The following is a 13,657-nucleotide window of genomic DNA, read 5'->3' as shown; positions in this document are numbered from 1 at the left end:
GCTCGACTTGCATGTATTAGGCACGCCGCCAGCGTTCGTCCTGAGCCAGGATCAAACTCTCCAAAGAATTTGATATAGCTCTTTAAAAAATGACGAAGCTTGCGCTTCATTCAAAAATTGTAAAACTTTTTTTGCCTCATCGTTCAGTTTTCAAAGTTCGTCTGCCGCTCTTAGCGACTAAATGATAATAACATTTATCTTTATTTCGTGTCAACCACTTTGTTTACTTAGTTGTAAGCATCGCTGGCAACAGAGATAACTATAGCATCCCCTTCTATCACATGGCAAGCATTATTCTAAAAAAACTTTAAAAAGTTTTAAATCACCTTACTTCATTTTGTTTTGAGTTTGAAGAGGATATTATTCCCTTTTACCGAATACACCTCATTACTCTACTTGAAGAAGGTGACTAATCGATGCTCCAACTGAAACCGAAGAAACGATCAAACCTGCGGATCTGGTCAGGGACACAATATTATACATTAAAACGCCGGGTTCAATGGATGACGGACGAGAAGCGTTATACGACTCAACAAAACACTACACCGCTGCCTCACCTCGTCCATGAGCACCGCACTCCACTCTACCGAAGATTGAGAGACGTTGACCTTGAGATGCAACAAAATAAAGTCATCAATCTCAACATCGCCATCAAACAGTTGAACGGCATCATCGTCTCTCCGAATGAAGTGCTCTCGTATTGGAAAACAATCGGGCGACCCACAAAACGGAAAGGCTATGTGGACGGAATGATTTTGCATTACGGAAAGGTCACGACCGGAACTGGAGGCGGACTATGCCAATTATCCAACCTGATTTATTGGATCACGCTCCATAGCCCCCTAACAGTGACCGAGCGTTATCGCCACAGTTATGACGTCTTCCCCGACTCACGAAGAGATCAACCATTCGGAAGCGGTGCCACATGTTCCTACAATTATTTAGACCTACAAATCACCAATCGGACGGCACAGACGTTTCAACTCCTTCTATATATAGAGGAGGATTATCTCGTAGGACAATGGCGGTCCAATACTCCACCAGCTTTCCAATATAATATATATGAAGAAAATCATCATTTCACGAGTGAATGGTGGGGCGGAACCGTTCGTCATAACCAAATATTCAGAAGCGTCCTCTCACAAGACGGCACGTTCATCCGTAATGAATTCATCACAGAAAACCATGCTTTAACCATGTACGACCCTTTCTTGCCAGAAAACACCGCATACAAAAAAGCCGACTCATAAACCGAGTCGGCTTCGTTTAATTAAGCGTGTGGCAAGAACATAAAATAAGCTAAGAAGATGACCAACATCCCGTACATGATCGGGTGAATCTCTTTTGTCTTCCCTTTCGCAATCATCATGAGCGGGTACAAGATGAACCCAAGCCCAATCCCCGTCGCAATCGACGAAGTGAGTGGCATCATGATAATCGTTAAGAATGCCGGAACCGCGATTTCGATTTTTTTCCAATCGATATCAAGGAGAGCTGAAGCCATCAACACACCAACAATAATCAAGGCCGGTGCCGTGACCGGTGCCGTGACAACCGCTAAAAGTGGTGAGAAGAACAACGCCAATCCGAAGAACAAACCTGCGAATACAGCAGTCAACCCTGTACGACCACCAGCCGCAACCCCCGCCGAAGACTCCACGTATGAAGTAGCTGTCGATGTACCAAAAATCGCACCTGCAACCGTCGCAGTCGAATCAGCCATGAGCGCCTTACTCGCACGCGGCACTTTGTTTTCTTTCATGATCCCAGCTTGACGCGCCACCGCGACGAGCGTGCCGGCTGTATCGAAGAAGTCGATGAAGAAGAACGTCAAGATGACGATAAGCATTTGAAGTGTGAAGACATCACCAAAGTTAATGAACGCTTGGCCGAACGTCGAAGACATGCTCGGCGGCATCGATACAACATCTGAAATCGCAGTCGGTGTCGGCACGAGACCAAAAATCATTCCCGCGATAGCTGTCAACAACATCCCAATGAAAATGCCACCTTTGACGTCTCGGGCCATTAGCAATGCACTTACAACAAGACCGAATACCGCGAGGAGCGTAGTTCCTGTTCCGAGCGAACCGAGACTAACAAGCGTCGCTTCGTTCGCAACGACAATTCCTGCATTTTTCAAGCCGATGAAGGCGATGAAGAAACCAATCCCTGCAGCCACCGCCATTTTAAGCGGAGCCGGGATCGCGTTAACGACCGTCTCGCGAATGCCCGAGAGCGTCAAAGCGATAAAGAACAGTCCTGAGACGAGAACACCCGAGAGTGCCGTCTGCCAAGGGATGCCCATGCCGATGACGACACTGTAGGCGAAGAAGGCGTTAAGCCCCATGCCTGGCGCGATGGCAATCGGGTAGTTGGCGAATAGACCCATCGTGACCGATCCAATCAGTGCGACGAGACCAGTTGCCACGAAGACGGCTCCCGGGTTCATGCCAGCAGCACCAAGCACGTTCGGGTTGACGAATAAGATGTAAGCCATGGCCAAGAATGTCGTGAATCCTGCGACGAGTTCGGTTTTCACGTTTGTTCCAAGTTCTTTCAACTGGAAGTGACGTTCGATCCGGCTTTCTGACGGTTGATGATTTGGTTCTTGCTTGAGCTGTGTGCTCATTGATTTTCCTCCTTGGCTCGCCGTAAAACGAGAAAAGGTCCCCGATCGATGACCGGAGACCCCACGCGAAACATACAGGGACATACGTCCCCGAATCTATGTCTCGCCGTAGTGAAATCATTTAAGGTGATTTCGTAGAGACTCTCGGGCCATATTCCCGATATTATACGGCAAAATAATTTTTAATTGTTCGGATATGATAAGAACGTTTTTATCTTAACAACGTCAAAAATGAATGTCAACAGTAATGACGGATTTTAATCAAATATTTCATTCTAATGTTCGGTTTTTCCATATAAAAACAGAGAGGATTGCTCCCCTCTGCCTATTATTCCCACTCGATTGTTGCTGGTGGCTTCGATGTGATGTCGTACAGGACACGGTTGACGTGACTGACTTCGTTGACGATACGAACCGAGATTTTCTCGAGTACGTCCCATGGAATACGGGCCCAATCTGAAGTCATCCCATCAATCGATGTGACAGCACGAACACCGACCGCATAGTCATACGTCCGCTCGTCGCCCATGACGCCGACTGAACGAATTGGTGTAAGAACCGTGAAGTACTGCCAAATGTCACGTTCGAGGCCGGCTTTCTTCACTTCTTCGCGCAAAATCGCATCAGATTCGCGCACGATCTCGAGTTTCTCTTCTGTGATTTCACCGAGAACACGAATGCCAAGACCTGGTCCCGGGAACGGTTGGCGCCATACGATATAGTCTGGCAATCCGAGTTCAGTACCGAGTTCACGTACTTCGTCTTTAAATAGCGTGTTGAGCGGCTCGATCAACGTGAAGTTCATATCTTCTGGAAGTCCACCGACGTTATGGTGCGACTTGATCGTTTGTGCCGTATCTGTTCCACTCTCGATGATATCCGTGTAGAGCGTACCTTGGGCAAGGAAGTCCATGTCCACAAGTTTAGACGCTTCTTCGTCAAACACGTAGATGAACTCGTTGCCGATGATTTTACGCTTTTGTTCCGGATCTGAGACGCCGGCTAGTTTCGCCATGAAACGATCACGTGCATCGATTTTGATGACTTTCATGTTAAATCCGTCCGCGAACGTCTTCATGACGCTGTCCGCTTCGTTTTTACGGAGCAAGCCATGGTCGACGAACATACATGTCAACTGGTCGCCGATCGCGCGGTGAACGAGCGCCGCCACGACCGATGAGTCAACACCGCCTGACAACGCGCAAAGAACTTGCTTGTCACCGACGATTTCACGAATCTTCTCGACTTCGATGTCGATGAAGTTTTCCATCGACCATTCGCCTTTGGCACCACACACTTCATAGATGAAGTTTTTCAAGATGTCGTTTCCGTACTCCGAGTGACGGACTTCCGGGTGATACTGCACCCCATACATCTTGAGGTCATCACTCTTGATTGAGGCGACCGGACAAGAAGGGTTCGTCCCATCAACGATAAATCCTGGCGGTGCTTCCATGACGAGGTCACCGTGACTCATCCAAACAGTATGTTCCACTGGAAGATCCTTGTAGAGGGCCGAAGCTTCCGGCGTCGAGAAGAGCGTCGCTTTCCCGTATTCACGATGTGCGGCCCGCTCGACACGTCCACCGAAGTGATGCGTCATGAGCTGCATGCCGTAACAGATCCCGAAAATCGGAATCCCGAGTTCGAAAATTTCTGGGTCACAGCGATATGCGCCTTCCGCGTACACACTGTTCGGTCCACCCGAGAAAATAATTCCGGCCGGAGCCAGTTCACGAATCTCAGCAGCGGTCATCTTGTGGGAATGAAGCTCACTATATACGCCAAGGTCACGCACACGACGTGTGATCAACTGGTTGTACTGGCCTCCAAAGTCGAGCACCAAAATCATCTCTTGTTCTATTTTCACAAAACCTCCACCTTTCTGCCTTCTTCTCAAAAAAAGAGCGAGCTTCTCCCACGGATTCACTAAACCGAAGAAGAAGCACGCCCTTTTCTGTGTATACGAAACGTGCTCCTTCATAGTCGGTCCATTTACGGTGGTCCGGTAGAGACTCTCGCGCCAATTCGCGAGTATATACGAAGGAATGCTGTTCAATTATCTAACTAATGCGTCTATCTTACTGTATGCATCCGCCTACTTCAACTCATAATTCGACGAATCATGATTTTCCAATATTCTTTATATTTTGAATTCGGTGTTTGGTCGGCATAGATACTTTGCTCGAACAGACGGGTCAATCTCGTCATTTCGGTCGACTCATAATAGGCATCGACCTCTGCAGCGAGTTCGGACGGCGTACGCCCGTCGACTTTGAAGCCTGCTCCGCGGAGTCGTTTCACTAGATATCGATGCATGGCGACGAGCCGATTTTCATTCAATGGACGCCGTGTCCACCAAAGCATCATGACGAGGCGTTCGATCGATTTTCGGTTCCATACGAGAACGGCGACCGTGAAGACAATCAACACCCAACCCCAGACCGGCATATTCCAATTCTCCGTTGCCGCCTCACCTGATGTGACATCATCGAGTGCCAATTCTTCCTGTGGACGGTTCGTCTGCTCATTGTCTTGCGATGCTTGTGGATCGTTGGCTGCCGGGTCTTCTGAATTCGTTTCGTCCTCTGTCTCGATTTGAAGTAAGCTGGCGTCCGAGAAACTGATCGTCGCCTCGAGCGGGACCCAGCCTGCGCCTTCCACGAAATATTCTACCCATGAGTGGGCATGACGGTTCCGGACCGTGTATTCTTCTTCCCCTTGGATAATCCCGCGCGCATCACCCATCGTGAAACCTTTGACCCAACGCGTCGGTACCCCGCTCGCCCGTAGAAGGACAGCGGCCGAGGTCGAGAAGTTGTCGCAGTACCCGATCAACGTATCAAACAAAAATTGATCGACGTAATCGGTATCCCCTTCCGGGACGGCGACGTCTTCCGTATTGTATTGGAAATCTCCAGATTGGAAGTAGGCTTGAACCGCTTGGGCTTGGTCGTAAGGTGTCTCACTGTCGCCCGTAATATCGGCCGATAAGTCGCGGACCCGATCCGGAAGCGAGTCCGGCAGTTGCAAGTACGCCTGCCGTTCTTCTTCCGTCAACGTCGTAACCGGTTCGTTCAATGCCAGTTGCTCTTCAGTAAAGGAAGGGACGCTGTAGCGAAGTTGAATCGTCTGCGGCGTCGTTTGGCCATCATTGTCGAAGACAATCTTTCCGGACGGACGGATGTGAATCGTCTCGTTCGGGAACGGCTCCTCGATACTGCCGACCCTGAATTCGGTCCCGTTTTCCGTCTCGGTCGCTTGTGGATACTCCCCGCCATACGGGACGAAGGTTTGACGCCGGTCGAATCGGAGCAGTGCCTGTTCAGGCGTCGTATCGACGTCCGGGTCGACGAGCTGGCCGCGGTTGTAGTCCGAGTTGAGGACCGGGGACTCGACCCAACCTTTACCGGTGTAAATCTCTTTTGATTCGATGCGCCAGTAGCGTGCCGGTACACCACGGGCGATGAAGACGATCCCGTCATCCTGTTCGAACGGTCCACCGAGTTGCTCATCGTTCACCCCGTAGCCGACTCGACCGCTGCCTGACCCTTCATCGTTCCCAGCGTTTTGGAAACTCTTCGTCAACCGATCGGACCAGTCCCCTTCAATCGTCGGCGACACGCTCGCGAGCGCCAACACGACCGAAGCGAGGAGAGCGATACTGACATAGCGGACGAGCGACTTGCTCGGCCGTTTCGCCAAATCGGTCACGAAGAGTAATAAGAGTGACGCTAAAATCGCAAGTAGTATTTTTCCTTCTCCGTCATAAAGCGTCCATGTGTCAAAGTACGCCATCAATCCGAGCGTCGAGACGATCATCCCGAGGACGAAACCATAGCTTGGATACGTCCGTCCGACCAAGATGGCGAATAGGACACCGATGAGCGCCATCGCCGAGAAGAAAATCGCTTCTTCTGGTAAAGCCCCACTCAGCACGCCACTCAAATCTTCTAGCCAGAGCCCAAACCAATCTAAGATACTGCCGTGATACACGTACAAGACGATAAAGAAGTTGAAAACGACTACGCCAATAAAGCCATACCAAGGCAACAAGCTCGCAAACATCGGTACGAGGAGTAAAAACAGGAACGGCCAATTGACGTCGAACGTCGTGCTCCCGACAATCGGCTCGACCCAAAACGACAACAAGTAAGCGGCAAGTGCCGTATAGACAATCCGTTTCACCCACATCGTCATGTCGTCACCTCATTCGCCGTGTACAAGTGATAGCTGCCTTGGGTCTCATTCATGATTTCGCGTACCCATTTCGTCTCGAGCGGGCTGATTAAAATCAAGTTTCCGATCTCTTGCGGCAAGTTACGCTTCACTCGTTCAACGAGACGTCCTTCCGGTTCCGGCGTCGCCGTCAGCAAGTAATGCCCGACCTCGGCGCTTTGGTCCGGCAAATGGAAAAGGCGGACCTGTTCTTCGATGACATACAGTTCAAACGGCAAGTTTTTCCGTTCAAGTTGCCGAATCGCGCCGACGAGTAACGACAGCGATCGTTCGAACGCTTCTTCGTGTCCGGCAGATGTGGACGGGACGAAGACGAGCGAGAGTTTTTTCTCCTGCTCTTGATCGAACGTTTTCGTCATCAAGTTATCTCGACGAGCCGAGGCCTTCCAGTCAATCCGGCCGATGCGGTCACCGGCCGCGTATTCCCGGACACCGCTCGTCGTGTTCGCCACTTCCGTATATGTCCGCGTGTGCCGGTACTGTTCGCCACGCCCACCGACCTGCTCATCACGCGGCAAATCGAACGAAAGTTCAGCCGGCGACACTTCGACGACCGTCTCAAGCCGCAACGTCCGTTTACGATCGAACAGCCCGAACACGTCACGTACGTGCAGGACCGTCCGATCGAACACGTGGATCCCCCGGCGGATCTGCTCAATCTCATAATGCACCGTCTCTGTTCGCCGAAAAAAGCGGTCGACCGGGGTAACAATTACGTCCGTCGATGTAGCGAGACGAGGCGGTGGTGTCTCTTCTAACGTGACGACCCCGACAAGAAACGGATACTTCCGCTCCACTTGCAGTTCTACGTCCATCGTTTGGCCCGAGACGAGTCGTTTCGTCGTGATTCGCCGCGAGATGTTGGCTGCCGTGACCGGGTAAATCATAAAGATTGTCCAATACGCCGCCAAAACGAAAAATGACCACCAAAGTGTCGAGGCGACGATACTTCCTTCAATCCGGGCGAACGCATAAAGTCCGAATGCCGTCGCCCACACAAGGAACAGCTTCATCCAATTTTTCATACTTCTTTGACCTCACGATCCATCGGTACAGGAAGCGAGTCGAGCCAACCTTTGACGAGATGTTCGGCCGTCTTTCCTTTATAACGTGCCTCCGCCGTCAACAAGATACGGTGACCGAGCACACTACCCGCGAGCGCCTTCACGTCATCTGGCAAGACGAAATCACGGTTATGGATATACGCCCACGCTTGAGATGCCTTCATCAAAGCGAGGGTCGCACGCGGGCTCCCCCCAAGGTATGTGTTCGGGTCGTTGCGCGTCTCATGGATCAAGCGGACGATGTACTGTTTGACTGCACTCGAGACGTGAACCTCCCGCACTTCGCGTTGCATCTGTTCGACTTCGTGCTTTGTGATAACGCTTTGTAACGCTTCGAGCGGCTCCGCCTTTTCGAAGCGAGTCAACAAGGAAATCTCTTCATTGAACGTCGGGTATCCCATCTCGATTTTAAGAAGGAATCGGTCGAGCTGGGCTTCCGGGAGCGGGTACGTCCCTTCATGTTCAATTGGGTTTTGCGTCGCCATGACGAAGAACGGGGACGGTAAAATTTTGACTTCACCGTCGACCGTCACGCTGCGCTCTGCCATCGCCTCGAGTAACGCCGACTGCGTTTTCGGAGAGGTCCGGTTGATTTCATCAGCCAAGACGATGTTCCCCATCAAAGGTCCCGGACGGTACTCGAACTCTTTTGTCTTTTGATTGTACATTGAGATTCCCGTCAAGTCGGACGGCAACATGTCCGGAGTGAACTGAACGCGTTTAAAATCTAAATCAATGGCACGACTGAACGTACGAACGAGCATCGTCTTCCCGACCCCGGGCACGTCCTCTAACAATACGTGACCTCCGGCAAGCAACGCAGTCAAACTTTTTGCGATGACATCTTCTTTCCCGACGATCACCGTTTCAATGGCATTGATGATCGATTGAATGGCTGGACGATAGGACATAGCCGACTCCCCTTTTTTTCTCTAATCGCTGACGCGTTCGAAAATTGAATGTTCTGACTTTATTGTGACATATTCAAGCGCTCGTGTGAAAGAAAACCATCATGCCAATCGGTTTTCCATTCTTTACCCGAAAAAAGGCGCCTTGTCTCTGATTTGAGCAGGCGCCATGACGTTTATTTTGGTCGTTCGATTTCAAAAGTGTCCCCGAGGGTCGCATAAAAGTTGCCGGCGAGACGACTGACCGGCGCCAGTTGTTCCGCATCGATGCGTCCAGCATGATAAAGCGCTGGCTCGATGTGAAATCGGACGACGCGAGCGATCAACAAGTCCGCCGTCACGACGCCATCGTGTTCGATTGGAACGTGATGATGAAGTTTACACTCCATCCGGATTTTGGCTTCTTTCACACCCGGTGTCTCCACGACGTCGCTAGGCACGATGGTGAAGGCCGTCCGCTCGAGTTCGCTTTCCTCGGGTCCTAGATTGGCTGCCGTCTCATTGACGAGGGTCACATTCGTTTCGTCTACGATATGGATGACGAGTTCTTCGGTCGCGACAGCGTTGCGAGCCGTGTCTTTCATGACACCGCCCTTCCGTTGAACCGACACCGAGAGAAGTGGTGGTTCGGAAGCGACGATATTGAAATAACTGAACGGGGCGGCGTTAATCGTCTCTCCGTTTCGCGTCGTCACAAATGCGATTGGGCGCGGTACGACACTTCCAATCAAAAACTTATACGCGTCACGTTCGGTTAAAGCTGAAGGTTCAATCGATAGCATACGATAGCACTCCTTTGGATTCGACTATAGGTTCAAACTATCCCGTTCACAGCGGACGTGTCAAACGTGAGCACATCGGAATGTGTAGGATGATGAAATACAGGGTATATCCGTCTAGATATGACAATTAAACAGACAATCAGACAATCAGACAATCATCTGATGGCACATCGCTTGAGCAGTTCGGTGTTCATCTGATTTTTCTTTTTGTATATTTCGGTTATGACGATTGAATTGAAGATGGTTTTAGTTAAGGAAGGAAGTAGAGCGTATTATGGGCAAGTGGATTGAACAATTGAACAGTCGTCAAATACTCGGCATCCTCTACGGAGTCTGTGCTATGAGTCTTGTCTTAACGGCAATTGGCGCTTGGGTCGTTCGAGACGGAGCGGTATCACCCACTGAATTGTTGTCGTTGCGTTGGTTTTGGATGATCGGCCTCATCATGTTTATCGGTGCCATCTTATTGATTGGTCGACCGCTCATCAAACGGATATCGACTCAAAATGAAAAGATGCATGCGAAGCAACAAGAGATGCAGTCGGTGCTCGAAGCATCTAAACAAAACGAAACAAAACTGCAGTACCGTAACGAACTGATTGAAGTGCTCGCCTCGAAAGAGTCACTCTTTGATTATTCATCGGTCATCGAAAAAATCGTCTTGTTGACTGAAGCAGAGTTCGGGGCTCTACTTCTCATCAAGGACGGCGAAATTGTTTCAGTCGTACCAAAAGGCATGACGGAAGATCAACAAGAAGATTTAAAGACCAAGTCTCTTCTGTTGAAACGCGTCATGATCTCTAAATCGTTAGAAGCGACATCTAAAAAGATTGCCGACGAAATTCATGAATACCCGTATTACATTCATGAAACGGTCATCCCCGTTAAAGACCCGTCAGACGGCAACATGATCGGATGTCTTTATTTAACGTGCTACGACGAACAGTTCGACGCGAGCGAAACTTCGGAATTAAACGCGTTTGCAAACCAGTTGGCGATTTCTCTCTTGCGGACCCAACTTTATCGCCAAATGCAACAAGACCGGAAAGAGACGGCTCAGCTCATCAATTCAGTACGTGAAGCCATCTTATACCTCAACTACGAGGAGAACAGCGTTGTCGGAAACCGCGCATTCATCCGTATGTTCGACGAGTTGCAATTCGAGTATCAAGGCTACGAGCAACTGACTACCGTCTCGATCGATATCGAACAGTGGGCGGAACGCGTCGATCAACGGGATCGTTTTATTAGCTACATCGAGCGCGTGTTCGACCAAGACCCGCCAGAAGATGGCCTGTCCATCTCGCTCGATCAAGGCGATTGCTTCCTTCAAGTATATGCCGAGAGCATTTACCGGGATGGAAAGATTCACGGCACGATGCTCGTGTTGCGTGATGTGACGGCCGAGACCGAGATTGACCGGATGAAGTCAGAGCTCGTCTCAACAGTCTCACACGAACTGAGAACCCCTTTGTCATCGATTTATGGGTTCACGGAACTGATGCTCGAGCGTGACTTGAAAGAAAGCCGGCGCGAATTGTATTTGAAGACCATCCATGACGAAGCGAAGCGTCTCTCCTACTTGGTAAACGACTTCCTCGACCTGCAAAAGATGGAGGCCGGGAAACAGACGTTCGAATGGGAAACGGTCGACCTTCTCGACCTTGCCCGTGACAGCATCAGCTTCTATCAAGAAACGACCGACTCGCATCATTTACATCTCGATGCCGACGTCGGACAAGACTTCAAAATCGAAGCTGACTTAGAAGGAATGCGGCAGTTGCTCGGTAACTTGCTCAGTAACGCCATCAAGTATTCACCTGAAGGCGGCAACGTGCTCGTCTCGTTGGAACGACTCGAAGGTCAAGTCGTCATGAAAGTCCGGGATAACGGGATGGGCATCCCTTCTTCTGCCTTGCCGAACTTGTTCGGGAAGTTTTACCGAGTCGACAACTCGGACCGCCGGAAAATCGGCGGAACGGGCCTCGGTCTCGCCATCTGTAAAGAGATCGCCAAAGCGCACGACGGACATTTACATGTCGAATCGATCTACGGTGAAGGTAGCACCTTTATTTGTGAGCTTCCGACGTCAAAAGAGGCGATTCATCAATGAGCGCGGCCGGATTCATTCCGGTCGTGTTTTTTATATTATTGCTTCTCTTTTTTGCAGGAATGTTTTGGCATAATCTAGAAAAAGAGTAACACCGAGAACCTGAGGCGACGTCAATGCACCCTTCCCATTATTCTCGCAGGTAAAATTTAAAAAAAGAGCTATACTAGTAAGGAAGAGACAGACAAGATTGGAGGTCATGGAGTTGGATCATCGCGACCCACCGTTTTCAGAAGTAGGCGACTTTAAACAATGGGGCCGTTTTGATATAAACGTGCCACTGCAGGGCGGGCAAGCTGAACTTCAGACTGCCGTGTCGATTGTAAGAAATCATATTCCGTTGCGATTGGGTGGATTTTATATCATCGCGAGTGAAGATGGAATTTTGACGAGCGGCTCACACGACGCCAATTTACAAAAACACATCATTCACTTGCTCCAACAAGTGCAAATGGGCCATGTGGAAGATGAAGCGTTGATGAACGAACCGATTTGGACGATTCATTATTTCACCACTCCATAAAACGACAAGAGACGATTCGGGCGTCTCTTTTTTTGTGCAAAAAAAGAACGCCTCGAGAGGCGTTAATCCCATCGAGACATAATCGCAATGGATTTTTCATAGTATTCAGTGGATAGTTTATACTTCCCATTTTCACGTAGCTCACGCGCTAACCAAAGTGCGTATTTGTTTGTGTATAGATAGTCATCGAATGACTCAAAATATTGAACAGCTTTTTTTAAACTACTAATTAATTTTAATTTATCGTGTTCTTGATAACAATTTTTATAAACTTCAAAATGATGGTGAAATTCTTCTAGACCTTCATGTTCCCCTATAATCTCATATCCATTACCGAGCCATGTTATAACCCCATCTGAGTCTTCTTGTTCAGCATAAACTTCGATTAAGGAAAGAACGCTGTAGAGTTTGCTTTTGGGATCAGACTTGTAAGATAGACTTTCAAGAAAATACTCCAACGCCTTTTCTTGGTTACCTAATAAAGAATAAATTTCCCCCATATTGTTATACAACATGCCATTATAATATTTTAAGTCAGTTGCACTAGTGACTTTAGTAGCTCGTTCGTAATGAGACAATGATTCTGAATAGCGTTTTCTTCTTTTGTAAGAAAGCCCGATGATTAAATGACACTCAATGATTCTTTCTACATAAAAATTATCTTTAAAATATCCAAGTGCAAATTTAACGTTCTCAATAGCTTGTAAATAATCCGTCGATTTATAATACAATCCCCCCATGATATATCGCATATCTGCAATCTCCCAATCAGGAATATTCGATGTAGGCAATTGTTCATTTAGTTGCTCTAAAAGCTGCAATGATGATTCCTTATCGTTTGATTGAAAATGGGTCAAACTTTGCATGAGCAAATATCTGATTTTATTGTCTCGATCTAATTGGTCTTCAAGCCACTCAAGTTCGTTTAAATAACGCCCTTTTCCTCCAGGCATCAAATCGAATCTTGCCAATGTAATCAGTAACATAATATATAATTCTTTCGATTGATTAACTACTGGATTAGAAATGTATTTTTCAATCTGCTTTCTTCTATCTTCATCTCTTCTCGTTAGAACTGCTTCTTTTAAAATACTTTGAATTTCTTCTCTGACTTTATCAACTTGTTGACTAAAATCAAAATAAACAGGAACATTTATATTCAACTTTTCAAAAATCAATTCTAGTACTTCTTCACTAGGTGTCGTTTGATTATTCTCAATCTTACTTAAATACGATATGGAACAAATACCTCTCGCTAAGACAGATTGCTTCATGTTCTTACGCATACGCTCTACTTTAATAAGGTTACCGTAGTTATATTCCATCTTAAGTAGTAGCTCCTTCGTCCCAAATATGATTAGTTTTTATATTAATTATTCGCTATTTCCTGCTGTTTAGG

At 48.3% G+C, this 13,657-nt stretch carries 10 protein-coding genes, 1 rRNA gene and 2 riboswitches; of the genes, 3 read left to right on the top strand and 8 right to left on the bottom strand.

Annotated elements, in window-relative coordinates; all coding sequences use genetic code 11:
- A 16S ribosomal RNA gene (locus tag KNP64_RS13305) occupies window positions 1–67 on the bottom strand; the annotation flags it as partial.
- Window positions 68–416: 349 nt separating this feature from the next.
- Between KNP64_RS13305 and KNP64_RS13300 the strand changes: the two genes are divergently transcribed.
- On the top strand, window positions 417–1,250 hold the full coding sequence (locus tag KNP64_RS13300; protein ID WP_214793819.1) for a VanW family protein: 834 nt from the start codon (window positions 417–419) through the stop codon (window positions 1,248–1,250).
- 20 nt (window positions 1,251–1,270) lie between these two features.
- On the opposite strand, the gene KNP64_RS13295 is transcribed toward KNP64_RS13300, so the two are convergent.
- From KNP64_RS13295 to KNP64_RS13270, 6 genes are all read right to left on the bottom strand, one after another.
- Entirely contained in the window at window positions 1,271–2,632 is a 1,362-nt protein-coding gene (locus KNP64_RS13295) for an NCS2 family permease (RefSeq protein ID WP_251126458.1), read from the bottom strand.
- 89 nt (window positions 2,633–2,721) lie between these two features.
- A riboswitch (purine riboswitch) is annotated at window positions 2,722–2,823 on the bottom strand.
- 137 nt (window positions 2,824–2,960) lie between these two features.
- A complete protein-coding gene (gene guaA, locus KNP64_RS13290; protein ID WP_034781662.1) occupies window positions 2,961–4,484 on the bottom strand; it encodes a glutamine-hydrolyzing GMP synthase in 1,524 nt (507 codons plus the stop codon).
- 111 nt (window positions 4,485–4,595) lie between these two features.
- A riboswitch (purine riboswitch) is annotated at window positions 4,596–4,696 on the bottom strand.
- Window positions 4,697–4,735: 39 nt separating this feature from the next.
- The gene (locus KNP64_RS13285) at window positions 4,736–6,832 is read right to left on the bottom strand and encodes a transglutaminase domain-containing protein (protein WP_214793822.1); all 2,097 of its coding nucleotides are present in this window, start codon (window positions 6,830–6,832) and stop codon (window positions 4,736–4,738) included.
- Complete coding sequence (locus KNP64_RS13280) at window positions 6,829–7,896, bottom strand: DUF58 domain-containing protein (protein WP_214793825.1); 1,068 nt, start codon at window positions 7,894–7,896, stop codon at window positions 6,829–6,831. The genes KNP64_RS13285 and KNP64_RS13280 overlap by 4 nt, the downstream gene beginning before the upstream one ends.
- Window positions 7,893–8,846: an AAA family ATPase gene (locus KNP64_RS13275; protein WP_214764512.1), complete on the bottom strand. Its 954-nt coding sequence runs from the start codon at window positions 8,844–8,846 to the stop codon at window positions 7,893–7,895. The genes KNP64_RS13280 and KNP64_RS13275 overlap by 4 nt, the downstream gene beginning before the upstream one ends.
- A 173-nt stretch (window positions 8,847–9,019) precedes the next feature.
- A complete protein-coding gene (locus KNP64_RS13270) occupies window positions 9,020–9,625 on the bottom strand; it encodes a flavin reductase family protein (protein WP_214793828.1) in 606 nt (201 codons plus the stop codon).
- Between the two features lie 274 nt (window positions 9,626–9,899).
- Here KNP64_RS13270 and KNP64_RS13265 point away from each other — a divergent pair, with 274 nt between their 5' ends.
- Both KNP64_RS13265 and KNP64_RS13260 read left to right on the top strand, forming a co-directional pair.
- Window positions 9,900–11,738, top strand: a complete 1,839-nt coding sequence (locus KNP64_RS13265; protein ID WP_251126457.1) for an ATP-binding protein — start codon at window positions 9,900–9,902, stop codon at window positions 11,736–11,738.
- A gap of 202 nt (window positions 11,739–11,940) precedes the next feature.
- Window positions 11,941–12,258: a hypothetical protein gene (locus tag KNP64_RS13260; RefSeq protein ID WP_131490827.1), complete on the top strand. Its 318-nt coding sequence runs from the start codon at window positions 11,941–11,943 to the stop codon at window positions 12,256–12,258.
- Window positions 12,259–12,320: 62 nt separating this feature from the next.
- Here KNP64_RS13260 and KNP64_RS13255 read toward each other — a convergent pair whose 3' ends face one another.
- A complete protein-coding gene (locus tag KNP64_RS13255) occupies window positions 12,321–13,583 on the bottom strand; it encodes a tetratricopeptide repeat protein (RefSeq protein WP_215114010.1) in 1,263 nt (420 codons plus the stop codon).
- Between the last annotated feature and the right edge of the window lie 74 nt (window positions 13,584–13,657).

Origin of the sequence: Exiguobacterium sp. s64, from assembly GCF_018618035.1 — a bacterium.
GTDB classification, from domain to species: domain Bacteria; phylum Bacillota; class Bacilli; order Exiguobacteriales; family Exiguobacteriaceae; genus Exiguobacterium; species Exiguobacterium mexicanum_A.
Note: the sequence above shows the minus strand (reverse complement) of the source record. Positions and strands in the feature narration are given on the sequence as shown.